The organism is Deinococcus metallilatus (assembly GCF_004758605.1).
In the GTDB taxonomy this organism is placed as follows: domain Bacteria; phylum Deinococcota; class Deinococci; order Deinococcales; family Deinococcaceae; genus Deinococcus; species Deinococcus metallilatus.
The window spans coordinates 519,939-542,555 of sequence record NZ_CP038510.1 but is presented as its reverse complement, the minus strand read 5'-3'; the positions used below and the strand labels follow the sequence as shown (position 1 = coordinate 542,555).

At 71.2% G+C, this 22,617-nt stretch carries 18 protein-coding genes and 1 pseudogene; 7 read left to right on the top strand and 12 right to left on the bottom strand.

What is annotated here, in order from left to right:
- Positions 1-5 precede the first annotated feature (5 nt).
- From E5F05_RS02365 to E5F05_RS02345, 5 genes are all read right to left on the bottom strand, one after another.
- Positions 6-521, bottom strand: a complete 516-nt coding sequence (locus E5F05_RS02365) for a hypothetical protein (RefSeq protein ID WP_146719866.1) — start codon at positions 519-521, stop codon at positions 6-8.
- Between the two features lie 76 nt (positions 522-597).
- Entirely contained in the window at positions 598-3,948 is a 3,351-nt protein-coding gene (locus tag E5F05_RS02360; RefSeq protein WP_146719865.1) for a trifunctional glycoside hydrolase family 18/polysaccharide deacetylase/glycosyltransferase family 2 protein, read from the bottom strand.
- A 21-nt stretch (positions 3,949-3,969) separates the two neighbouring features.
- Positions 3,970-5,340: a sensor histidine kinase gene (locus E5F05_RS02355; RefSeq protein WP_244944448.1), complete on the bottom strand. Its 1,371-nt coding sequence runs from the start codon at positions 5,338-5,340 to the stop codon at positions 3,970-3,972.
- Positions 5,337-6,005, bottom strand: a complete 669-nt coding sequence (locus E5F05_RS02350) for a response regulator transcription factor (RefSeq protein ID WP_146719864.1) — start codon at positions 6,003-6,005, stop codon at positions 5,337-5,339. Before E5F05_RS02350 ends, E5F05_RS02355 begins: the two co-directional genes overlap by 4 nt.
- A gap of 72 nt (positions 6,006-6,077) precedes the next feature.
- The gene (locus E5F05_RS02345) at positions 6,078-6,560 is read right to left on the bottom strand and encodes a hypothetical protein (protein ID WP_146719863.1); all 483 of its coding nucleotides are present in this window, start codon (positions 6,558-6,560) and stop codon (positions 6,078-6,080) included.
- 93 nt (positions 6,561-6,653) lie between these two features.
- Here E5F05_RS02345 and E5F05_RS02340 point away from each other — a divergent pair, with 93 nt between their 5' ends.
- Positions 6,654-7,709: a DUF2156 domain-containing protein gene (locus E5F05_RS02340; protein WP_146719862.1), complete on the top strand. Its 1,056-nt coding sequence runs from the start codon at positions 6,654-6,656 to the stop codon at positions 7,707-7,709.
- A gap of 28 nt (positions 7,710-7,737) precedes the next feature.
- Here E5F05_RS02340 and E5F05_RS02335 read toward each other — a convergent pair whose 3' ends face one another.
- From E5F05_RS02335 to E5F05_RS02320, 4 genes are all read right to left on the bottom strand, one after another.
- Complete coding sequence (locus E5F05_RS02335; RefSeq protein ID WP_244944447.1) at positions 7,738-8,937, bottom strand: RNA-guided endonuclease InsQ/TnpB family protein; 1,200 nt, start codon at positions 8,935-8,937, stop codon at positions 7,738-7,740.
- 215 nt (positions 8,938-9,152) lie between these two features.
- Positions 9,153-9,527 carry a ComEA family DNA-binding protein gene (locus tag E5F05_RS02330; RefSeq protein ID WP_146719861.1) on the bottom strand — a complete coding sequence of 125 codons (375 nt, stop codon included), beginning with the start codon at positions 9,525-9,527 and terminating at the stop codon, positions 9,153-9,155.
- Between the two features lie 117 nt (positions 9,528-9,644).
- On the bottom strand, positions 9,645-10,019 hold the full coding sequence (locus tag E5F05_RS02325; protein WP_244944480.1) for a response regulator: 375 nt from the start codon (positions 10,017-10,019) through the stop codon (positions 9,645-9,647).
- Between the two features lie 68 nt (positions 10,020-10,087).
- A complete protein-coding gene (locus tag E5F05_RS02320; protein ID WP_244944446.1) occupies positions 10,088-13,585 on the bottom strand; it encodes an ATP-binding protein in 3,498 nt (1,165 codons plus the stop codon).
- 263 nt (positions 13,586-13,848) lie between these two features.
- Here E5F05_RS02320 and E5F05_RS02315 point away from each other — a divergent pair, with 263 nt between their 5' ends.
- From E5F05_RS02315 to E5F05_RS02290, 6 genes are all read left to right on the top strand, one after another.
- Positions 13,849-14,535: a response regulator transcription factor gene (locus E5F05_RS02315; RefSeq protein WP_184117644.1), complete on the top strand. Its 687-nt coding sequence runs from the start codon at positions 13,849-13,851 to the stop codon at positions 14,533-14,535.
- Positions 14,532-15,887 carry a sensor histidine kinase gene (locus E5F05_RS02310; RefSeq protein WP_146719859.1) on the top strand — a complete coding sequence of 452 codons (1,356 nt, stop codon included), beginning with the start codon at positions 14,532-14,534 and terminating at the stop codon, positions 15,885-15,887. The genes E5F05_RS02315 and E5F05_RS02310 overlap by 4 nt, the downstream gene beginning before the upstream one ends.
- Positions 15,888-15,954: 67 nt before the next feature.
- A complete protein-coding gene (locus E5F05_RS02305) occupies positions 15,955-16,563 on the top strand; it encodes a hypothetical protein (RefSeq protein WP_146719858.1) in 609 nt (202 codons plus the stop codon).
- A 78-nt stretch (positions 16,564-16,641) separates the two neighbouring features.
- Positions 16,642-17,169, top strand: coding sequence for a hypothetical protein (locus E5F05_RS02300; RefSeq protein WP_146719857.1), 528 nt, complete (start codon positions 16,642-16,644; stop codon positions 17,167-17,169).
- 143 nt (positions 17,170-17,312) lie between these two features.
- Positions 17,313-18,437, top strand: coding sequence for an acyltransferase (locus tag E5F05_RS02295; protein ID WP_146719856.1), 1,125 nt, complete (start codon positions 17,313-17,315; stop codon positions 18,435-18,437).
- Between the two features lie 60 nt (positions 18,438-18,497).
- Positions 18,498-19,346: an alpha/beta fold hydrolase gene (locus E5F05_RS02290; RefSeq protein ID WP_146719855.1), complete on the top strand. Its 849-nt coding sequence runs from the start codon at positions 18,498-18,500 to the stop codon at positions 19,344-19,346.
- A 113-nt stretch (positions 19,347-19,459) separates the two neighbouring features.
- Here E5F05_RS02290 and E5F05_RS02285 read toward each other — a convergent pair whose 3' ends face one another.
- The 3 genes and pseudogenes from E5F05_RS02285 to E5F05_RS22045 all read right to left on the bottom strand — a co-directional run.
- Complete coding sequence (locus tag E5F05_RS02285; RefSeq protein WP_146719854.1) at positions 19,460-20,413, bottom strand: diacylglycerol/lipid kinase family protein; 954 nt, start codon at positions 20,411-20,413, stop codon at positions 19,460-19,462.
- Positions 20,414-20,492: 79 nt separating this feature from the next.
- Entirely contained in the window at positions 20,493-21,863 is a 1,371-nt protein-coding gene (locus tag E5F05_RS21120) for an HD domain-containing phosphohydrolase (RefSeq protein ID WP_342354402.1), read from the bottom strand.
- A 126-nt stretch (positions 21,864-21,989) separates the two neighbouring features.
- A pseudogene (locus tag E5F05_RS22045) lies at positions 21,990-22,541 on the bottom strand (tetratricopeptide repeat protein); the annotation flags it as partial.
- Between the last annotated feature and the right edge of the window lie 76 nt (positions 22,542-22,617).

The following is a 22,617-nucleotide window of genomic DNA, read 5'->3' as shown; positions in this document are numbered from 1 at the left end:
AGGCGTCAGGAAACCGGCTTGATCTCCGAGAGGGAGGTGGAGGTGGACTCGATCCGTTGCTGCCTCAGCCTGCCGAGTTCCTGGCCGTCCAGGGCGCTGTCGGCCATCACGATGGTCTGGCAGAGCAGCAGCAGGGACGCGCTCAGGCTGCCGGTGAGCCGCCGCGTCCCGGCCGGGCTGAGCAGGGCGCCCTGGTCGCCGTCCGTCAGGATCAGGACCGTGGGGCCGACCAGCAGCCCGGCGCTGTCCGGTGAGGCCCAGGCCCGGGCGCGGCAGGCCAGCAGTTCCGCGCGCCAGTCGTCCGTAGTTCTCTCGCCCGCTCCAGCAGGTTGCCCCGCCGGGACGTGCTGGAGCAGGGCCTGAATCAACTCCCGGACGAGCGCGCCCTGCTCGCTGCCCAGGAGGATCAACGGCCCGACTGAAGCTTCCCGGGGAAGTTCTCCCCGTTGCCAGGCCTGGATGGCCCCCAGCAGTTCGGCGCTCTGGGGGAGGTGCGGAGGGACGTCGGATGGCTGGCTCATGGCATACCTCTGGCGAAGGACCTGGGTGTCGGCCTCCAGGGTAGCCCACCGCCGCTCCCGCGAGGGCGGGCAGGCTTCAGTCCCCGGCGGGCAGCGGCGCGAGGGGGGCGACGGTGGCCTTGCGTTCCAGCTTGCCCCAGCCGCGTTCCCGGCCCTGGAGGGCGTTCAGGACGGCGCGGATCGCCACGTAGGACATCAGTTGCCGGTAGACGGCGCGTTGCGGGAGCAGCAGCGGGAGCAGCCGCCAGTCCTCGCCGGGTTCGAGGGCAAAGGCGATCCCGGCGGCCAGCAGGTCCACCAGCAGGAACAGCGCGGTGAACAGCAGCACCGGGCCGGTGGGGGAAAAGCCCCCGTCGGGGTGGTTGCGCCATTGCAGCAGCGCCCAGGCCAGCGACGTGAGGAAGCTCAGGTCGAGGAGCGCCCCGACCAGCGGGAAGAGCACCTGGAACAGCAGCACGTTGGGCAGCGTGAAGAGGCCCAGGCCGCGCGAGCGGCTGCGGAAAGCGCCGCGCTGCTTCCAGGTGGCCTGGAGGGTGCCGAACATCCAGCGGTCCCGCTGCTTCAGAAAGGCGCGCAGGGTGTCGGGCGCCTCCGTGCGGGCCACCGCGCCGAGTTCGTAGGTGACCCGGTGCCCGGCCCGCAGCGCGCGCAGGGTGAGGTCGGCGTCCTCGGCCAGCGTGTCGTGGGCGAAGCCGCCCAGCCCCAGCAGCACCTCGCGCCGCCAGGCCCCGATGGCGCCGGGGACGACGCCGATGGCGTTGAGCTGCGCCAGCGCGCGGCGCTCGACGTTCTGCGCGGTGATGTACTCCAGCGCCTGCCAGCGCGTCAGCAGGTTGATGCGGTTCCCGACCTTCGCGTTCCCGGCGACCGCCGCCACCTGCGGGTCGAGGAAGTGCCGCACCAGGCGGCGGGCCGCTTCCGGGTTCACCTGCGTGTCGGCGTCCAGCAGGATCACCACCTCGCTGCCCGTCACCGTCAGGGCGTGGTTGAGGGCGTTCGCCTTGCCGCCGTTGGGGATGCGTTCCACCGTCACCTGCGGGCAGTGCCCGTAGGCGGCGCGGACCACCTCCGCCGTCCCGTCGGTCGAGCCGTCGTCCACCACATGCACCCGCAGGCCGGGCAGGTCCGAGGCGAGCAGGGACGCCACCGTCGCGCGGATCACCCGGGCCTCGTTGAAGGCGGGGACGATCACCGTCGCGCCCGGCAGCGGCCCGCCGCTCTCGCCGGGTTCCCGGCGGCGCAGGCGCTCGCGCAGGGCGAGGCCGACGATCAGCAGCAGCCGCGCCACGCTGAGGGTCACGCCCACCTTGAAGAGCCAGGCCAGGGCCGTTCCCAGCAGGCCCAGCGCCGTGAAGTTCACGCCCAGCAGCCGCGCCAGCCACCGCTGCCCCGGCGAGACGGGCGGGTTTGCCTGCTGGCGCGGGATGCCCGCCAGTTCGGACACCGTGGTAAAGGTGTAGCCCTCGGCGCGCAGCCGCGCGATCAGTTCCGGCAGGGCCGCGACGGTCTGGGCGCGGTCGCCGCCCCCGTCGTGCAGCAGGATCACGTGGCCGTCGCCCGCCTTCACCTGCACCAGCACACGGCTCACGATCTGCCCCGCGCCGGGCCTGCGCCAGTCGTTGGGGTCCACGCCCATGCCGGAGATGGAGTAGCCCAGGCGGCTGGCATGTTCCACGATGCCCGCCTGGTCGGGCGTTTCCGGTTCCACGTCCTCCGCAAAGGGCGGGCGGAAGAGCAGCGTGCGGTGCCCCGTCTCGCCTTCCAGCAACCGCTGCGTGGCGTTCAGCTCCAGGTCGAACTGCCGCCGACTCACCAGGCCCAGGTCGGGGTGCGTGAAGGTGTGGCTGCCGATCTCGTGCCCCTCGGCCAGCATGCGGCGCAGCAGCTCCGGGTGTTCCTCGCCGTGCAGGCCGACGATGAAGAACGTGGCGGGGACCTGCTCGCGCTTCAGGATGTCCAGAAGCTGCGGCGTGTACGTGGGGTCCGGGCCGTCGTCGAAGGTGAGGGCCAGCGCCCGGGGTTGCTTCGCGCCCCAGCGTTCGATCACATAGGGCGTGGCGAAGCGCCGGAGATGCTCGGCGGTCAGCAGGCCGCTCGCGGCGTTCCGGGTGACGGTCCGGCTGCCCGCCTGCGGATGGCCGCTCACCCGCAGCAGTTCCCCCTCGCCCTGGTAGTCGATGTCGTACCCGGCCTGGAGCGTGGTGAGGGCGCGCGTCGCGTCCGCGCCGGTCTTTTTCAGGGCAGGCCACACGCCGGGGTCCTCGCTGCCCAGGCGCCACAGCGCCACGTTCCGCACGCCCAGCGCCCGGACCGCCTGCGCCTGGTCGAAGACGCTCACCGCGTCGAGGTACCACACGGTATGCGCCCGGCCCGCGTCGTCGGTGTAGCCGAAGGTGGGGTTGAGTGTGCGGGCATCCAGGGTGGGGGCCACGTTCGCGTCCCGCGCGAGGCTCAGGGCGTCCTGAAAGGTCAGCTCGCTCGCGGGGCCGCCGCGCGTCCAGTCGTAGCCGTAACTGCCCAGCGCCACAGTGAGGTGCGCGGCGGGAATCGCCTTCAGGCGGGCCTGCACGCTGCGCTGCACCCAGCCCTGCGCGGCGACCGGCCCCGCGCCCGACTGTTCCTCGTGTTCGTCGTAGGCCATCAGGATCACGTGGTCGGCGGCGCGTCCCAGCGCGGCGTACTGGAAGGCGGGGTCGTCGAGCGGCGCGTCCAGCGTGAGCCGCCTGCCCGCCGCGTGCAGTTGCCCGCCCAGTTCGCGGATGAAGGTGACGTAGTCGCCCTGCGCGCTGTCCGGCAGGTTCTCGAAGTCCACGTTCAGGCCCGCGAAGCCGTTTTGCTCCACGCCCGCCACGAGTGACCGCACCAGCCGCGCCCGCGCCGCGGGGTCGTGCAGCACGGCTCCCACCCGCGCCGACGCCCAGGTCTGCGCGTCGGGGTCGTAGTTGTTCACCAGCGGCATCACCGGCAACCCCGGGCGCTGCGCGGCGACGTACCGCCGCAGGTTCGCGTTCTTGCCCGGCGACTCCGGCAGCAGCGTGCCGCCCGGTCCCAGGTGCCACCACTCCGGCACCAGCACGTCCAGCGCGCCCAGGTTGCGCTTCAGGGACGAGAAGCTGTTGTCGTCCCAGGCGACGAAGAACCCCGTCACGTTCAGCGGTGCCCCGGCGGGGGCGCGGGCACCGGTCCAGCCGCCGTCCAGCGCCGTGTCCCGCAGGTGGGGTCCCTGCCCCACGCCGGTCAGGGGCCGCAGGCCGGGTGGGCGCGCGGCCAGGGGCAGGGGCGGCAGCACGTCCGGCCGCCACAGCGCCACGACCATCCCGGCCCCCGAGAGCAGCAGGACGCCCGCCAGCAGGGCCGCAAAGCGGTTCAGGTAACGGCGGCGGTGACCCTGGGGATCGGAGAAGACCGGCGGCGTGCGCTCACTCATACGGCATCCTGTGAGGGTTCGTTAAAGCTGGTCTGAAACCCCCCCTTCTCCCAGGAACACTTTCCTGGGGAACACCGCCCCCGGCAGGGTGACCTCCACCCGCGCGCCGCCCCCCGCCGCCCGGCCTAGGTGCAGCGTGCCGCCGTGGACCTCCACCACCTGCCGCACCACCGCCAGCCCCAGGCCGAAGCCCTCCACGTCCGTCTGCCCGCGCACGAAGGCGGCCGTGAGCGTCCCCGGCGGAAAGCCCGGGCCGGAGTCCTCCACCGTCAGCGCCGCGCCGCCCCCCGCCAGCGGACCGACATGCACCAGCACCTGCCCCCCGGGCGGCGTGAACTTCACCGCGTTGCCGATCAAGTTCTCCAGCACGCTGCTCAGCAGGGCGCTGTCCCCAGGCAGCGGGGCGGGGTCGCCGTCCAGCCACAGGTCGAGGTCGCGTTTGAGCGCCAGCGGTTGCAGCAGGTCCACCGCCTCGCCCGCCAGCGGCAGCAGGTCGAGGACCGGCCAGTCGGGCGGCCCCAGCGCCGGCAGCCGCTGCGCCCGCGTGAGCGCCATCAGGTTGCCGGTGAGCTGGCGCAGCCGCGCGGCAGTGCGCTCGGTGCGTTCCAGCGCGGCGTGCCATTCCTCGGGGGGCCGCTCGCGGGCCAGGGTGTGTTGCAGGTCCGCCAGCAGGGCCGTGACGGGCGTGCGCAGCTCGTGCGAGGCGCTCGCCAGGAAAAGCGTCTCGCGTTCCCGCTCGGCCCGCAGCGCCTCCAGGCTGTTCTGGAGGGCGCGGGCGAGGGCGCCCACCTCGTCGCGTTCGCCCAGGGCGGGGAGCGGTTCGGGCGTGTCGAGGTGCTGCACGCGGCGGGCCAGCGTCTCCAGGGGCCGCAGGGTGCGCCGGACCTCGCGCGCCACCAGCCACCCGCCCAGGCTGCTCAGCAGCAGCAGCGTCAGCGCGGCGATGGACACGTAGCGGCCCATCAGGTGCCGCAGCGGCAGCAGGTTGTGGCCCACCTGTACCGCTGCGTCCCCCTCGCGGCGCGACGTGACCAGGTAGCCGTCCACTGTGCGGGTCTGCGCGGCCCCGCGCCCCGCCAGAAAGGCCGGGTCCAGCGTGTCCGGCCCCGACGCGCCGCCCGCCCAGCGCGGCCTGCCCGCCACGTACACCCGTCCCGCGGCGGTGACGCCGTTCTCCTCCAGAATGTCGTCCGCCAGGTCCGGCAGGCGGCCGGGCGTGGCCTGCACCACCGCCAGCAGGGCGTCCGCCTGCGCCGCCCCCTGCCGGGTGATGCTGCGCAGTTCCACCTGCCACAGCACCGCGCCCGCCACGCCCGCAAAGGCCAGCAGCGTGCAGAGCAGGACGCCGAACGTGAGCAGGGTCAGCCGGGTCCGCAGGGTCAGGCGGCTCACTCCCCCTCGGGGAAGCTGTAGCCCAGCCCCCGCAGGGTCCGCACCACGTCGTCCCCCAGCTTGCGGCGCAGGTTCCGCACGTAGGTGTCCACCACGTTCGACTCGGCGTCGAAGCGCCCGTCCCAGACCCGGTCGATCAGTTCCTCACGGGTGTACACCCGCCCCGGGTGCGAGGCCAGCACCTCCAGCAGTGCGAACTCCTTGGCCGTGAGCGCCACCCGCTGCCCCGCCCGGAAGACGGCGCGGGCGGTCCAGTCGAGGTTCAGGTCGCGCCACACCCGGGTGCTCTGCACCTCCACCCGGCCCCGCCGCACCAGCGCCCGCAGCCGCGCCTGCACCTCGCCCAGATGAAAGGGCTTGACCAGGTAATCGTCCCCGCCGGAGTCCAGCCCGGCGATGCGGTCTTCCACCGCGTCCCGCGCCGTCAGGAACAGCACCGGGAACTGCCGCCCCTGCGCGCGCAGCTCCTGCACCAGCTCGAAGCCCGACAGCGGCCCCTCCGGCAACCCCACGTCCACCATCAGCGCGTCGAAGGGAAAACTCACCGCCAGTTCGCGCGCCTCCCCGGCGCTGCCCGCCTCGTCCACGGCGTACCCCGCCTCCCGCAGGCTCGCCACCAGCGGCCGCCGGATCTCGGGTTCGTCCTCCACCACCAGAAAACGCATACCCCGAGGGTACTCGCCTCACCTCAAGCCAGGATGGAAGATGGAAAGGGACAGCCGGAAGGGGGACTGATGCTAGAGGCCGGGGATGGGGGCCGCGACGTCGTGGATGGGTTGCCCGCCCGCCGCCGCCGTCTGTCCCACGCGGTCCACGGCGCCGCCGAGGTTCTGGAGGGCCGCCGGGTTGAGCTGCCCCGCCCTGAGCTGGCTGCCGAGGTCGGTGAACGAGGACTTAAGGCTGACCAGCGCCCCGTCCAGCCGTTGCAGGAGGGGGTCTTTGCTGCTGTGCGCGATCTTCTCCGCCACGTTCACCTCATGCGCGGCGAAGAGCAGGGCCAGGCCGCCCTTCACCAGCCTGCCGGTGCGCCCCGCCGCGCCGCTGGCGAACTGCCCCGCGCGGTACGGCGTGAGGACCCAGTGGTGAAAGGCGTAGTACGCCACGCCCAGGTGCGCGGCAAAGCGCGTCTTGTCGAGCAGCGCGTACGACGTGCTGAGCGGCCCGGCGGCCAGCAGGAGCGAGGCGAGCAGCAGCGTCTGACGGGAGAGGGTTCTGGGCATGCGGATACCCTGCGGCGGGTCCCTCAGGCCCACATGAAATGCCCCTTCTGCCGTTTCATCCGCCCGTGAGGTGACGCGGCTACGGTCCCCGCGATGACCTCGACGCTCGTCCGGCCCGTTCCGGTAGTCTCCACGCGCCCGGCAGCCCACGTCCGCCTGGCTCCCCGGGCCTGGCTGGCCCTGCACGGCAGGTACGGCCACGCGCCCGCCACCTTCGCCACCCTGACGGAAGGGGTGCGGGCCCTCACCCTTCCGGGCGTGCCGGGGGCGCTGCCCTATACGCCGGTGGGGCGGGTGTGGCTGGCGGCGGGGGACCCGCTCGCGCCGCCCGCCTGCTGGGGCGAGTTCGCCCGCGCCTTTCTGTCCGCCGCGCGGGCCGCGCACGTGACGCCCGCGCTGGCCGGTGGCTCGGCGGCCTTCGCGCAGGCGGCGGTGCGGGAGGGCTGGCGGGCCGTGCGCTTCGGCGCCACACCGTATCTGGACGCGCGCACCTGGTCCCCGCGCGGCCATGCGGGGCGCACCCTCCGCAACAACCTGAACCGGGCGCGGCGCGCGGGGGTGGAGGTGAGCGCCGTGCCCTGCCCCGACGCGCCCACCTGGGCGGAAATCGACGCCCTGAGCGCCGCCTGGCTGTCCGCCCGTTCCGGTGGACGCGCCCTGGGCTGGGTGCTGGCCCTGACGCCCCGGCAGCATGCCAGCCACAGACGCTTTTTCGTCGCGCGGCGCTCAGATGGCCCGTTGCTGGCCTTCCTGGCGTGCAGTCCGCTCCCCGCCCGGGAGGGCTGGTACCTGGAGGACGTGGTGCGCGCGCCGGACGCTCCTGGCGGCACGGCGGCCCTGCTCGTCCACGACGCGATCCTGGCCTTGCGTGAGGCCGGTGCCCGCACCGTCACGCTGGGATGCGCCCCGCTGGCGGACGTGGCCCTGCCGGACGAGACGTTTGCCCGCGCCCTCCATCTGGAGCGGGCCGCGCGGCAGCTGGGACCGCTCCTGGCCCACGCCTACAACTGCGGGGGCCTGCGGCGCTTCAAGGCGCAGTTCGCAGGTGCCCGCTGGGAAGGCGAGTACGTGCTGCTCGCGCCGGGACTGCTGTCCACCGCCGCCACGCTGCCCGCCCTGGCGCGGGCGCTGTGGGGGAGACGCCTTTGACGCTCCCACGGTTTCAACCGTGGGATTCTCAGCGAACGCTTGCGCTCTGCGCTACGTTGACCGCTGAAGGGCATGCCCTGCCCAGGATGTTCCGCGCTGCGTTCAGATCGGCGTTCTCCCGATGACCGCACGCGACACACCGAAACTCCGCTTGACTGACCCGGTTCTCCCGGCAGATATGGCCGCACTTGTGGCACGTCTGTGAGGTGTACTGGGGGTCTACGCGGATGACTGTCCTTCCGGCACTTGCAGCCTTGAGGGACAGGAGAGAGAAGAACTGGCCCCACCCAACATCGTGGATCGACCGGGCGAGGTTGCCATGGCCCATCCCCGATACGTTGAGGTCTTCGTGCGCCACCAAGTCGTTCTCTCGGATGAGCTTGGTGGCCGTCTTGTGGTGGAAGTCCAGCCGTTGCCGCGCCACCTTCCGGTGCAACTTGGCTACAGCCTGCTTCGCCTTCTTTCGCCGCTGAGAGCCGCGTTTCTTGCGGCTGAGCGAGCGTTGCTTGACCCGCAACTTCTTCATGGCGGTCTGGAAATGCCGGGGATTCTCCACGAACTCGCCATCGGAGGTAATGCAGAACCATGTTGTGCCCACGTCCAGGCCCACCGCCGAACCCGTCGCCGGAAGCGGTTGAGTTTCCACCTCGCAGACATAGGACACGTACCATTCCCCGCATTCCCGGCGAATAGTCGCGGTTTTGAGCTTGCCTTCCAGCGGGCGACTTAAGCGCAGCCGAATGTTTCCAATCTTGCTGAAGTAGGCCACGTCCCCGGAGAGGCTGAAGCCGGATTGGGGGTAGCAGATGGAGTCGTACCAGCCCGCCCCTTTGAACCTGGGGTAGCCGGGGGTCTGCCCCGCCTTCACGCGCCGGAAGAAGCCCTGAAACGCCTTGTCCAGCCGCTTGAGAACGTCCTGAAGTACCTGGGAGTAGACCCCCTTGTACTCCGGCAGCGCGGCCTTGATTTCGGTCAGGTACTTCATCTGGTCGTACCCGGTGACGGTCTTCCCGGCCTTGCGGTAGGCGTCCCGGCGTTCTTGCAATGCACCATTATATAGGTTGCGGCAGAGGCGCAACTGTTCGTTCAGCGCGGCCTCCTGCCTCAACTTGGGGCGCAGCCGGTAGCGAAACGTCTTGAGATGGGTGGTAGTCTGAATGTGCGGCACCTCCTCTAAAGGTGTCTGCCACGCTCCCGGCTGTATCAGCAGCGCGGGGGCATTGCTCATTCAGGCTACCGCGGCACAGCAGCGCTTTCGCTTCAACTTTCAGCGTCGGCACCGCCGCCTGTCGGCGGCCTGGGTTCTGCATCCCACGGCTGAAGCCGTGGGCTTTCCACCCAGACCCTTTTCTGTAAGCGGCGTGCCCGCCGGGGATGAATTGGCGGGCACACCTGTGCGGGAACCGGCGTCCCTCCCCGGGACTTCCGGGAGCGGAATCCGTATCAGGCGCTGAAAATCAGGTACTTCTCGAATTGCTTCACGTTCTTGGCGCCGATCCCCTTCACGCGCTTCACGAAGTCCTGTTCATTCTTGAAGGGGCCGCTGGCGCGGGCGGCGATCACGGCCTGGGCGAGCTTGGGCGTCATGCCGGGGATGCGCTCCAGTTGCGCGAGCGTGGCGGTGTTCACGTTCACCGCCCGCATGGTCGCCGCGCTCCCCATGTGGCCCTTCATGTTCATGGCGCTGCTCGTCCCCGTGCTCTTCGCGGCGGCCGATGTGGTGGGCGCCGTGCTCTTGGTGGGGCTGGACGTGCCCTGCGCGAAGGCGGGCGTGAGGACCAGGGCGGCGGTCAGGGCCAGGCAAAGGCGTTTTTGCATGATGGGTTCCTCCGAGCGCAGGATGGGACCCGCCCCTAACGCGCACATGAAATGCCCGGCGCGATGTAGCCCATTACCGGCGGCAAGCTGGTTTCGCAGGCGTCCGCCCGCCCGGCCTCAGCGGTCCGGCAGGCGGACGGCCGAGAGCCAGAACTGCTCGATCAGGCGCACCCGCTCGAAAAAGCCCGCCAGGTCGCGGGGCTTGAGCATGTAGGCATTGACGCCCAGCTCGTAGGCCCGCTTCACGTCGTGCCGGGCGTCCGAGGTGGACAGGACCATCACCGGCAGGGCGCACAGGCCAGCGTCCCCACGCACCTCGGCCAGCACCTCAAGGCCGCTCTTGCGGGGCAGGTTGAGGTCCAGCAGCACCAGGTCCGGTCGCGGCGCGTCCGCGAACTCGCCCTGACGGCGCAGGAACGCCAGGGCCTCCACGCCGTCACTGGCCAGATGCAGCCGCACCTGCGGCGAAACCTCCTCGAAGGCTTCCTGCATCAGGAACACGTCCGCGCCGCTGTCCTCGACCAGCAGAATCTCGAACAGCGCGGCCCCTGTCCGGCCGGTCAAGCCGGGCCTCCCCCCGGCAGGGCGGGCAGCGTGAACGAGAAGGTGGTGCCCCCGCCCTCGCGGGAGGTCAGCGTGATCTGGCCGCCATGCCGCTCGACGATCTTCTTGGCGATGGCCAGGCCGATGCCGTTGCCCTCGTACTGGTCGCGGGTATGCAGGCGCTGGAAGATCACGAAGATCCGCTCGAAGAACTCCGGGGCGATGCCCACCCCGTTGTCACGCACGTCAAAGCGCCAGCACTCGCCCTCGCGCACGGCCCCGACCTGCACCTCGGGCACGCGGTCCGGCGCGCGGAACTTGATGGCGTTGCCGATCAGGTTCTGGAAGAGCTGGCGCAGTTGGGTGCTGTCCCCCACCACGGTGGGCAGCTCGCCCAGCGTCACCTGCGTGCCGGTTTCCCGGATCTGGGACCGCAGGTCCTGAAGCACCTGTTCCACCACCTGCGCGGTCGGGGTGGGCTGGAAGGCTTCCTGGTGGGTCGCCACGCGCGAGAACGCCAGCAGGTCCTGAATCAGCCGGGCCATGCGCTCGGTGCCCTCGCTGATATAGCGCACGTACTGCTGCGCCCGGGGGTCCTGCTCGCTGGCGTAGCGGCTCACCAGCAGTTGCGAGAAGCTGGTGACGCTCCGCAGCGGTTCTTGCAGGTCGTGCGAGGCCACGTAGGCGAACTGTTCCAGCTCGGCGTTGCTGCGCTCCAGGGCCTGCGTGCGCGCCGCCAGCGCCTCGTTCTGGGCGGCCACCCGCGCCGTCTGCTCGGTCCGCTCGAAGGCCAGGTCGAGGCTGCGGCCCACCGCGCGGATGATGTCCTGCTCGCGCCCGGTCCAGCGCCGGGCCTGCACCGTCCCGAGCGTCAGCAGGCTGTGGGGCTTGCCGCGCGTGAAGAAGGGGTAGAACGCGCCGGCCCCGTAGCCCTCGGTGGCCTCCAGGCCCTCCACGGCCGCCTCCCAGCCGTTGACGAACACCGCCTGCCGCTCCTGCATGGGCCGGGCGAAGCTGGGGGTGTCCTGGGGGATGCCCGCGCGCACCAGGGTCACCACGTCTTCGCGCAGGTTGCCCGACCAGACCCGGCCCTTCCACATGGCCCCGTCCAGCTCGAAGTAGGTACCGTGCAGGCCGGGCAGCATGACGCGCAGCACGTTCAGGGCGTGCCGGGCCAGTTCTGCCGGGTCGGTGGTGTCCCCCGCCGTCTCGGTAAAGCGGGCGAAGGCGTCCAGGGCGGCGGTCCGCTGTTCCAGCTCGGCCGTGCGCGCCGCCACCTCGCGCCCCAGCTCCTCGCCGCGTTCGCGGGCCTGGCGGGCGGCCTCCAGGCGCAGGCCCGACAGTTCGAGGTGCGTGCGGACGCGCGTGCGCAACTCCCGCGCCGAGAAGGGCTTGGCGAGGTAATCGTCCGCCCCGGCCTCCAGCCCGCCCAGCCGCGCCTCCTCGCCCGCGCGGGCCGAGAGCAGGATCACCGGGATGTCGCGGGTGGCCGGGTCCTCCCGCAGCGCGCGCAGCAGGCCGAAGCCGTCGAGATGGGGCATCATCACGTCGCTGAGGACCAGGTCGGGCGCCTGCGCGCGGGCCGCCTCCAGGGCCTGCTGCCCGTCCGTCACGGCCCGCACGTCGTACTGGTCCCCCAGCAGCCGCGTCACGTACTCGCGCAGGTCGGCGTTGTCGTCGGCCAGCAGCACGCGCGGACGCGGGGCGCCGGAGGCGGGCGGCGTGGGGGCCGCGCCCGCTTCCACCTCGGGCGCCGGGGCCGGGACCAGCCACTGCGCGGCCTCCTCCAGAAACGGGACGGGCACGCGCTGGCTGCCCGCCCCGGCGCGGTGGACGACGCGCTCGGCGGGCAGGTGGGCGTGGCCCAGCGGCAGCGTGACCGTGAAGGTCGTGCCCTGCCCCAGCGTGCTCTCGGCCGTGATCTCGCCGCCGTGCAGGCTGACCAGTTCCCGGACCAGCGCCAGGCCGATGCCGGTACCCTCGAAGCTGCGGCCCCGCGCGCCCTCGATGCGGTGAAAACGCTCGAACATCCGGGGCAGCTCGTGGGCGGGAATGCCGGTGCCGGTGTCGCGCACGCTGAGGCGGACCTGGCCCGCCTCCTCCCGCAGCCGCACCTCGATCTCCCCCTCGAAGGTGAACTTGAAGGCGTTCGAGAGCAGGTTCAGCACCACCTTTTCCCACAGGCCGCCGTCCACGTAGACCGGCTCGGGGAGCGGCGGGCAGTCCACCGTCAGGCGCAGCCCGGCGCCTTCGGCCAGCGAGCGGAACCCGCTGGCGAGGTCCGCCGTGAGGGCCGCCAGATCGGTTGGCGTGTAGGTCGCCTCGGCCCGCCCGGCCTCGATCCGGGTGAAGTCCAGCATGGTGTTGACCAGCTTCAGCAGGCGCAGGGCGTTGCGGTGGGTCACCTCCAGTTCGCCCCGCTGCCGCTCGGAGAGGTCCTGCGGGTGCGCCAGCAGTTCTTCGAGCGGCCCCAGCATCAGGGTCAGCGGCGTGCGGAACTCGTGGCTGACGTTCGAGAAGAAGGTGGTCTTGGCGCGGTCGAGTTCGGCCAGCGCCTCGGCCCGTTCGCGCGCTTCCTCGTAGGCGTTCGCGCTCGCCAGGCTCGCCGCGATCTGCCCCACGAAGAGGTCGAGAAACCCCCGGTAGCTGTCGTCGAGGGGCCGGTAGGGGTTGAGGCCCGCGATCAGCACCCCGGCCGCCCGCGCCTGACCCTGCTGCGCGATAGGCAGGACCAGCGCCTGCGACGGCGGCCGGTCCCACGGCCCGCTCGGCAGCTCCCCGAGCGGCGAGAGGTCGTCCAGCAGCACGGGTGCCGTCGTCCTGAGCAGCTCCGCCAGCGTGCCCCGGTCGCCGGGCAGCGCCGCGTCCAGCTTCACCCCGGGCCGCACGTCCCCGAACCCCGCCGCCGAGGCCAGGTGCGCGGACTGTTCCGCCTCCCCCAGCAGGTACGTGAGGGCGAAGGGCAGGTCGTGGGCGTCGGCGGCCAGGCAGGCCTCGACGCCGCCGAACACGCCCTCTGTGCTGCGCACGTCGCTGGTCCGCGCCGCCAGGTCACGCAGCACCCGCAGGCGGCGCTCCCCGATCACGCGCTCGCTCTCCTCGGCCACGACGCACAGCATCCCGATGACGCGGCCGTCGTCGTCCGCCAGGGGGCTGTAGGAGAAGGTGTGGTAAGTCTCCTCGGTGTAGCCGCTGCGCTCCAGAAAGAGCTGCATTCCCTCGTTCCAGGTGGCCTGGCCGGTGGTCAGCACGTGCTCGATCAGCGGCCAGATGTCCTTCCAGATCTCGGCCCAGACCTGATTGGAGGATTTGCCCAGTGCCCAGTCACCCTTGATCCCGAGGGTGGGCAGGTAGGCATCGTTGCAGAAGAAGGTGAAGTCGTCGCCCCACAGCATCCACATTGCGAAGCGTGAGGTGAGCATGGTCCGCACGGTCGTCTTGAGGCTCTGCGGCCAGGTTTCCGGCGGTCCCAGTGGCGTTCTGGACCAGTCGTGCGCCCGCATGCGCCTGGCCATCTCACCGCCACCAGCAAAAATATCGTGAGAGGTTGATTCAAGAGGGGAAGTCATTCTTAGCCCCAGCCTACTGCCAGACAGCCCGTGAGGGGACAGGAGCACGTGCCGAGCCGGGCCTCGAACTGGAGTGGAACGCTACTGCCCCCGCTGGCTTAAGGCGAGCTTAAGGCCACCTGCCCGGTCACAGGGGTCTATTTCGCGGCAGGCTACCCCAAAGGCACCTTCTTCAGCGTGCCTTCAGGTTCATCCCGGTAGAGTGGCCTATGGTCGCTGCCAGACCCACCGTGCTGGTCGTCGAGGACGATCCGGGCATCGGTGAATTGCTGGACCTCGGCTTTCACTACGAGGGCTACGCGGTGGTGCGGGCGGGGAGCGGCGCGCAGGCGCTGGAGCGTTTCGCCGCGTGCCGACCGGACGTGGTGATCCTCGACCTCGGCCTGCCCGGCCTGGACGGGAGTGCGGTGCTGCGGGCCATCCGGGCGCGGGACACCACGCCGGTCCTGATCCTCACGGCCCGCGACGGGGTGGAGGAGCGCATCGCCCACCTGCAAGCGGGGGCGGACGATTACGTCGTCAAACCCTTCGTGTTCGGTGAACTGGTCGCGCGGGTCCAGGCGGTGCTGCGCCGCGCCCAGCCGCACCTGCACCGGGAGTGGCGCTACGCCGACCTGCGCCTCGACACCGAGCTGCGCGAGGCCAGCCGCGCCGGGCGGGTGCTGGACCTCAGTCCGCGCGCCCTCGATCTGCTCGCCACCTTTCTGCGCTATCCCGAACGGGTGCTCTCCAAGGCGCTGCTGCTGGACAGCGTGTGGGGCGCGGACTTTCTGGGGGACGACAACATCGTGGAGGTCTACGTGCGGCAACTGCGGCGGGCGCTGGGCAGCCCCGACCTGATCCACACGGTGCGCGGGGCGGGCTATGCGCTGCGCCGCAAGGACGGAACGGGGTGAGCCTTCGCGGGCGGCTGCTGCTGACACTGCTGGCGCTGCTGACCGCCACCCTCGTGCCGCTGGGCGTCTACCTGGGGTTGCGGGTCGAGGACTTTGCCCGCCAGCAGGCGTCCCGCGCGCTGGCGGGGCAACTGGCCGTCGTGGCCCGCAGCGGTGAGGGCGATACCAGCGCGGCCGACCGCCTCACCCTGCTGCGCTACGAGCTGTTCAGTCTGGCCCTCTCCCGGGGCACCTGGGGCCTGATCGTCACGCCAGGCGGCGTCCTGTACTCGGACAGCGGCGAGCATCCGCGTCCCCCGGCGGACGTGATCGCGGGCGTGCAGGCGGTCGGGGCCGGGCAGTGGCGCGGAATTCAGCTCGCACGGGCCTCGGATAACGTTATCGGACTCGCGGTGCGGGACGACGAGGTGCGGGCGCTCACGCGGGGCGTGCTGCTCGCCTACGGCCTGGGGGCCCTGCTGGCCTGCGGGCTGGCCGGGCTGCTGGGGGCGGCGCTGCTGCGCCTGGGGCTCGCGCCGCTGCGGAGCATGGCCCGGCGGGCCGAACACCTCTCCGCCGCGTCCCTCTCGGAACGCCTGCCGGTGCCCGCCGCCCACGACGAGGTGCATTCCCTGGCCGCGAGCCTCAACCGCATGCTGGCCCGCCTGGAGGACGCCTTCGCGCGCCTGGAGGCCGCCGAGCAGCGCACCCGGCACTTCGCCGCCGACGCCAGCCACGAGCTGCGGACGCCCATCGCCGCGCTCGCGGGGGGGCTCGACGTGCTGGAGCGCGTGAAGGACGACCCGGCGGCGCGCGACCGCCTGCTGGAGAGCCTGCGGCGTGAGGCGCGGCGGGCCAGCCGCCTGGTGTACGACCTGTTCACCCTCAACCGGCTCGATGCGGGCGAGCCGCTCCAGCGGGAATGGCTGGACGTGGGGGCGCTCCTCGGCGGCGTCGCGCGGACGGCAGCCGACCTCGCGCCCCACCTGCACCTGCGCGCAGAGGGCCACGCGCCGCCCGTGTGGGCCGACCGCGCGCGGCTGGAGGACGCGCTGTGGAACCTCGTGCGCAACGCCGTCGCCGCCACGCCGGAGGGTGGAACGGTCACCCTGCTGGCCCGCGCCGACGCCAGCGGTGTCACCCTGGGCGTCGTGAATCCGGGCGCCCTGCCGCCGCACCTCCTGGGGCGGATGTTTGACCGTTTTGTGCGGGGCGGCCAGGGTGGGGACGGCAGCGGCCTGGGCCTCGCCATCGTGCGGGCCACCGCCCGCGCCCACGGCGGGGAGGCCTACGCCCGCAACACGCCTGCCGGGCTGGAGGTGGGCCTGACCCTGCCGGACGGCGTTCAGCCGACGTTCAGCGAGTCACCCTGACGCCTTCAGCCTCCGCACCTACCTTGCTCCTCGCGGGGGAGAGCACCTCGCCCGGAAGGAGCACCACATGAAACAGCGAATCATCACGACGTTGCTGCTCGGCCTGGGGGCCACCGCCTTTGCTGCCGGAGGGCAGACCCAGTCGCCCACGCCCGCGCCCCTGGTCGGCCAGGCCGCGCCGCTCACTGCCCCCGCGCCGGGGATGCCGCTGCCCCAGGCCGCCCCCAGACCCGGGCAACCGTTGCCCGGCCCGCGCGGCAGTCAGCCCGGGCTGTCCCCCCGGATGGCCGCGCCCGGGGCCAGCTGCGGCCCGCAGGCCAGGGCTGCCCGCGCCACCCCTCCCGGCCCCAGCGGGAGCCAGCCGGGGGCGCGACCGCTGCCGCCCGGTCCGGCTGCCCCTGCCGTGCGGCCCGGCCTGACGCCTCCGGCCCCCGGCAAGGCCCATTCCCACAAAAAGCCGCATGCCCTGGGCGAATGCCGCCCGCAGGCCGGGATGACCCGCCTGGCGTACATCAATGAGTTGGCAGCCCGCACCGCTGACCCCCGGGTGCGCGGGTACCTCAACGACGCACGCGCCTACCTTCAGAGCGCCGACCGCGCGCGGCAGGAGGCAGGCCGCGCCCTGCTGCGCGCCGCCGAGGCCCTGCTGGGCGCCCAGCACGCCCGGCCCCGCTGATCAGCGCGGCGTCACCCGCCCGCAGTACAGTCGGGGCAGCGTCGGGGGAGGCCCGGCGCTCCCCCGATGGAGCCTGCCGTGCGTACCGCCTTGCTGATCCTCGCGCTGCTGTCCCCCACCGCCCTGGCCGCGCCCCCGGCAAAGCCGCCGCCCCCGCCCCGGGCCGAACTGCTCGGCTTCGAGGAGGCGCAGACGTACCTGGGCCGCGCCCGGCTGGTGGCGGGGGCCCTGGTGCCGGGCCTGCCGGTCTTGCAGGACACGCCTGCGGGGCCGCGCCTGAGCGTGCCGCTGCTGTTTTCCGGTCGGCCGGTGGCGCGGGCCTTTGTCACGGCCGACGGTGCCCTGGTGCCGCGCGGCGAGGAACGGACCCTCCCGGACGCCCCCGGCGCGGTCCTCTCTCCCCAGGCCCAGCGCAGGCTGCTGGCCCAGGTCGCGGCCCTCACCGTGTCGAGCTTTGCGCGGGTCATGGGGCCGCAGGTGCATTGTTACCTGCTCAGCGATGCCCAGGTCGTGGCCGAGCTGCGCTTCGACCGCAAGAGTGGACAGTTGCTGGAGGACCGGGGACCGCCGGGAGAACGTAGGCCGCCCCCACGCCCCAAGCCGTGAGCAGGGCACCCGCTGCCGCCGGATGATCAAAGCGCCGGGGCGGGTGACTGCCGGGGACAGTGGCCCGGATGTCGAATTCTTCACGTTTCTTGAGCCGCCCCGCACCCGGGCCGGAAAGGGCGTCCCTACACTGAACACTGCTGATGGCCAGGCCCTCCGCCCGGGGCGGTTCTTCCGCACCCGCCGCGCCACTTCCCGTGCTGGCACCGGAGCGGCGGGGTACGGCGGCGCGGCTGCCCGCCGTGGACATCTTCCGCGGACTCGCGATCATCGCGGTGGTGGCGCATCACCTCACGGGCTTTGCGCTGAGGCAGGCGGCTGACGGGTCGGCGCTGGGGGAGGGGCTGGCCCTCCTCAACCGGACGCTGCACTTCGTGGTGCCCGCCTTCGTGTTCATGACGGCGGTGGTGCTGACCCGCTCGGCGCTGCGGCACTTCGAACCGCGGACGTATTACTGGGCGCGCGTCCGCACGGCGCTGCTGCCGTACCTGCTCTGGACGGTGCTGTACGTGTTGTTCCGCGTGGCCACCGGGCAGGACCGCGCGGCGGCGTTGGGCGACCCGGGGCGCTGGCAGGTGTGGTTGCAGTACGGCAAGGGGTACTTCCACCTGTACTTCCTGCTGATCGTCTTGCAGTTCTACCTCGTGCTGCCGCTGCTGCTGCCCCTGTGGCGGCGGGCGTGGCCCTTTCTGGCAGTGCTCCTGGGGGCGTTCGCGTTGCAGTTCGCCGTGTATTTCCTCAACCGCGCGGGCCTGGTGCATTTCCGCTTTCCCGGGACGATGGCCTGGTGGTACATCCCCGCGATCACCCTGGGAATGTACTTCGGCGCGAATGACGGCGCGTTCGAGGCGTTCTGGCGGCGGGGCTGGGCATGGGCCCTGGCGGCGGCCCTGCTGGCGCTGGTCTGGTACGTGCCGGTTTCGGTGGCGGCCCTGCGCGGCGCCCAAGTGAACACCCTGACCTACAGCGCGGCCAACTGGGCGTACACGACCGCAGCGGCGCTCGGGCTGTTCGGCGCGGCGCACGTCCTCGCGCACACCCGGACGTGGGGGCGCACGGCCCTGATCTCGCTCGGGACGGTGAGCTTGCAGGTGTACTTGCTGCACCCGGCGGTGATGTGGCCGCTGGAGCACTGGGGCCTGCCGGGGAAACCGCTGTGGTTCGTCGTGGTGCTCGCGGGCTATGCCGTCCTCGCTCTGGGCGTGCCCGTGCTGCTGGCCTGGGCGCTGGCAGGCACGCCGGTTTCACGCTGGCTGTTCGGCCGCTGAAGGTTGCGCCGCGTTCCATCCGGTCCACAGGGACCTGAGCTTCTGCTACCTTCTGCGGCAATGCAGCGCGTGGTGCTCTCGCTCTTCCTGTCGTCCGCCGCCCTCGCAGCCTCGCCCCCTCCTCCGGTGACGGACGCGGCGCTGCCGCCCGTCCTGCGCTTCACGCATCCCCTGGGAGACGCCTTCCTGTTGCGGCCTGCCTCATGTGCCCCCGCGTGTCCCCTGGTGGTGGTGTCGCACTCGCGCGGCATGAGTGCCGAACTGAGCCTGACGCGCCCGCACCTGCGGTCCCTGTTCGCCCGGCTGACGGAGGCCGGATACGCCGTCCTGATCAGCAACGACGCCGGACCGACCACCTGGGGTGCGCCGCAGGCCCTCACGTACCTCGCGGACATGCACGCCCGCGCGGTGAGGACCTTCCCCTTCAACGGGCACACCTACAATTTCGGGTACTCGATGGGCGGTCTGCCCGCCCTGCTCACCGCGTACAAGGGGGTCTATCCCGTATCGGGCGTGATCCTGCTCGACGCGCAGGTCAACCTCCTCGACGTGTGGCGGGGGAGCAATGCGACCTTCAGCGCCGAGGTCACCGCCTCGCACGGCCTGAACGGGCAGGCGGCGCTTCCCCCCGGTCGCGACCCCTACCACGACTTCGCGGGCCAGGACGCGGCGCAGCTTCCGCTCCTGGTGGCAGGCAGCGCGGAGGATCAGGTGGTGGCCTTCACCCGCAACGGGGAAGCCCTCTACGCGCGCAGCGCCTCGCCCGAAAGCCGTCTGCTGCGCCTGACCGGGCCGCACCTGGGCGCCTCGCACTTCGGGGACGCCCTGGTAAGCGGGATGCTGGCCTTTCTGAACCGTCTGGAACACGCCGGGCCGCTGGTTCACCAGCAAGCGGGAACGGGGCGGTAAAGGCGTTCCCGGCCGTCCCCTTTTCATACAGGCCTACACCGGAGAGGGCCGGGACCTGGGACGGCTCGCGGAGTGGGGGAGTGTCCTCCGTGCCGTCCGGATCATGGACCGCCTCAACCCTGTTCCGACGGTTTTTCAGCAGCCTGTGGGGGAATCAGCACCTGCAACGCTCCCGGCTCGACCCTGATCCGGACGCAGCCCAGGACGCCGGGGAGGGCAGACCGCACCTCGCCGTCGAGGTGGAAGACCTGCCCGAAGTAGGGGATCTCGACCCGGCTCACCTCATCCGCCTGGACGCTCGGGAGGGCCTCGAAGTCGTCGCGGGCCAGGGCGGCCAGGTAGGCCAGCAGCCCGTCGCGGTTCCCGGCGTCCACCTGAACCACGTTCAACCGGCCGTCGCTGGGGTCGGCCGTCGTCGCCAGCCGCAGCCCATTCCCGGTGGCCTTGATGTTCATCACCTCCAGCACCGCCGTCAGCACCTCGGGCTGGGGCCGGTCGTCGGTGGTCAGGGTCAGCGGGAGCGGCTCGAAGGATGTCAGCGTCTTCAGCAGGGCGGTCACGGCCCGCAGCGGGCTTTTCGGCTCCTCGGGGTCGTAGGCCGCCAGCACCTCGGCGAAGGCCCCGCAGCCGCAGGCCTCCAGAAACAGATCCTCGCCCCAGGGCGCGCTGACCCGGCCCACGTCCAGCGGCCTCACCCGGGCGCCCTGGAAGGCCCGGGCAACGTCCAGCGGCCTGCCCATGATCTCCAGGGTCGTGGCGATATTGTTGGAGGTACCCATCGGGATCAGGCCGAGTTGCACGCCCTGACGGCCGATCAACCGCAGCGCCACCCCCCGGACCGTCCCGTCGCCGCCCGCCACGAACACCGTTCCGTGGGTATCTGCCAGCACGCGGTCCAGGTCATCCTCGGAAGCCGTCTCCCGGTACTCGGCCTCGAAGCCCGCCTCACGCAGGGCGGCGACCAGCTCTTCCGGCGAGGCCCCCTGTCGGCCCCCCGCCGCAGCGTTGTAGATCAGGACGGCGTCCTGCAAGCTTGAACCTGTGGCCGGGCCAGTCGGAGAGGTCATACCTGAACTGTAGCCGACCGGCCGGAAAAGGTCCCCCTGGCTGCCCCAGGCTCGCGGCCCCTTCTTCAGGGCACCGGCTTCAGGGCGCCGGGGAAATGACGGGCGGCCAGGCCTCGGTGGCGAGAACGGCGCGCAGGGTGGGTGGGGGAGGGGTTCCCTCGGGGCGCATCAGGGCCGCGAAGTCCCGCCGAGTGAACACCCGCAGCCCCGCCTCGACCACCTCGGGGTCGAACTGGCTGCCTGCGCCGCGCCGCAATTCCTCCAGGGCTTCCTGGTGCGCCCAGGCCTTTTTGTAGGGCCGCTCGCTGGTCAGGGCGTCGAACACGTCCGCGACCGCCACGATGCGCCCGGTGATGGGGATGGACCGGCCGCGCTTGCCCAGGGGATACCCGGTGCCGTCCCACCGCTCATGGTGCGAGAGCGCGATTTCCTCGGCCATCCGCAGCAGCCTTGACTGCCCCCCCGACAGGATATGCGCGCCGATGAAGGGGTGTGCCTTCATGCGCTCAAACTCCTCGGGGGTGAATCTGCCGGGCTTGAGCAGGATGGCGTCGGGAATGCCGATCTTGCCCACATCGTGGAGCCGCGCCGCAATACGCAGCAGGGACACGTCCTCCTCGGGCAGGCCAAGTTCCCGCGCGATCAGCGCGCTGACGTGGCCCACCCGCCAGGTATGCTCGCCCGTCAGGTCATCCCGGTACTCGGCCGCCACCGCGAGGCGCGTGACGATTTCCACCTGCGCCTGCTCCAGCTCGCGCGTGCGTTCGCTGACCAGGGCCTCGGCCTGCCCCCGCGCCGTCTCCGCGGCCTCACGCTGCACCCGCTCGACTTCCGCCTCGTGCCGGGCACGTTCCACATCGAAACGCGCGCTCAGTTCGCGCGTTTTCTTGTCGCTTTCCTCGTTGAACAGCGCCCGTTCGGCGTCGTGGTACAGCTCGTGGTGGTGCAGGGCGCGCTCGAAGTCGCCCGCCTGCCGGTACACCTGTGACAGCGCGCGGTGCGTGTCGCTCACGGTCTTTTTGTGCTCGGCCTCCCCGGCGAGCGTGAGTGCCCGCTGGAGCGTCGTGAGCGCGGCAGGCAGCTCGCCCAGGTCGGCCTGCACCTGACCGAGATGGAGCAGCGCGTCGAGTTCGACCTCGAGGTCCTCGATCTCCTGGGCGATACGGACCGCTTCGGCGTGCGCCTCCGCTGCCGCCCGCCCGTCGCCGCGCCTCGCCAGCAGGCCGCCCAGCCCGTTGAGGGCATTGGCTTCTCCCTGCCTGGACTGCACTTCTTTGAAGAGGGTCAGAGCTTCCCGAAAGGCGATTTCCGCCTCACGCTCCTGCTGGGTCTGTGCCCGGGCAGTCCCGATATTACAGGTGACAATGGCTTCCCTAAGTCGGTCCTGTTGTGTCCTGACAATCTGCAAAGCCTCTTCCAGATAAGGAAGAGCACTTTGCGGCTTGCTCATATTCAAATACAGGTGCCCGAGGTTGATGAGTACGTTGCCCTTTGTGCGCTCATCATGCCCCCCGTTTTGCAAAAGTGCATATGCTTTTGTAAGGTGATCGAGGGCTTCTGGGTATTGACCCAAGCTAATGTAGAGAACGCCAATGTTGGCAGAAAGGCTGGCCTCGCCCACCCTGTTGCCTGTTTCGTGATGGAGCCTGAGAGCCTCGTGCAAACAATCAAGTGACCGCATGTAAGCGCCGTTACGATGATATACGCCGCCCAACAAATTCAACACCGTTGCTTCAGTAGCCTGGTCTTTACAGTCACGGGACAGCGCAAGAGCAGCCTCAAGGTGCTCCTCAGCGGTAGGCATTTCCCCAATCTGGAGGTAAAGACGCCCCAGCGATTCGAGAGCGTTGCATTGGCCGCCCGGGTCCCCCAGTTCCCTGAAGGTTTCTAAGGCGGCCTGCAAGCAGGGCAGGGCATGATCGCTGTCTCCCTGGCCCACGTAGGCGTGCCCTTCGATGAGCTTTGCACGGGCCAGACCCGGGGCATACCCGTGCTCCCGCGAAAGCCGGGCTGCCGTCCCCGCGAGTTCGAGCACCTGCCGGTCGTCGGTTTTGAGGAGCGAGGAGGCCGCCTCGTTCAAGGAGTCCACTCGCGCCCGCAGTTGTTCGGCGCTGTCTCCGCCTGTCATCGCGTCACGAGCTTCCAGCATGCCCTGATCGTGCCGCCTGCGCTCTTCCCGCGTTCTTACAACCGCTGCGTTTTTC

Coding starts and splice junctions, on each gene's coding strand:
- E5F05_RS02360 (WP_146719865.1), bottom strand. CDS start 3,948: ATGAGTGAGCGCACGCCGCCGGTCTTCTCCGATCCCCAGGGTCACCGC.
- E5F05_RS02320 (WP_244944446.1), bottom strand. CDS start 13,585: ATGGCCAGGCGCATGCGGGCGCACGACTGGTCCAGAACGCCACTGGGA.
- E5F05_RS02285 (WP_146719854.1), bottom strand. CDS start 20,413: ATGACCTCTCCGACTGGCCCGGCCACAGGTTCAAGCTTGCAGGACGCC.
- E5F05_RS02335 (WP_244944447.1), bottom strand. CDS start 8,937: ATGAGCAATGCCCCCGCGCTGCTGATACAGCCGGGAGCGTGGCAGACA.
- E5F05_RS02290 (WP_146719855.1), top strand. CDS start 18,498: ATGCAGCGCGTGGTGCTCTCGCTCTTCCTGTCGTCCGCCGCCCTCGCA.
- E5F05_RS02350 (WP_146719864.1), bottom strand. CDS start 6,005: ATGCGTTTTCTGGTGGTGGAGGACGAACCCGAGATCCGGCGGCCGCTG.
- E5F05_RS02330 (WP_146719861.1), bottom strand. CDS start 9,527: ATGCAAAAACGCCTTTGCCTGGCCCTGACCGCCGCCCTGGTCCTCACG.
- E5F05_RS02325 (WP_244944480.1), bottom strand. CDS start 10,019: ATGCAGGAAGCCTTCGAGGAGGTTTCGCCGCAGGTGCGGCTGCATCTG.
- E5F05_RS02295 (WP_146719856.1), top strand. CDS start 17,313: ATGGCCAGGCCCTCCGCCCGGGGCGGTTCTTCCGCACCCGCCGCGCCA.
- E5F05_RS02365 (WP_146719866.1), bottom strand. CDS start 521: ATGAGCCAGCCATCCGACGTCCCTCCGCACCTCCCCCAGAGCGCCGAA.
- E5F05_RS02340 (WP_146719862.1), top strand. CDS start 6,654: ATGACCTCGACGCTCGTCCGGCCCGTTCCGGTAGTCTCCACGCGCCCG.
- E5F05_RS21120 (WP_342354402.1), bottom strand. CDS start 21,863: ATGAGCAAGCCGCAAAGTGCTCTTCCTTATCTGGAAGAGGCTTTGCAG.
- E5F05_RS02345 (WP_146719863.1), bottom strand. CDS start 6,560: ATGCCCAGAACCCTCTCCCGTCAGACGCTGCTGCTCGCCTCGCTCCTG.
- E5F05_RS02305 (WP_146719858.1), top strand. CDS start 15,955: ATGAAACAGCGAATCATCACGACGTTGCTGCTCGGCCTGGGGGCCACC.
- E5F05_RS02315 (WP_184117644.1), top strand. CDS start 13,849: ATGGTCGCTGCCAGACCCACCGTGCTGGTCGTCGAGGACGATCCGGGC.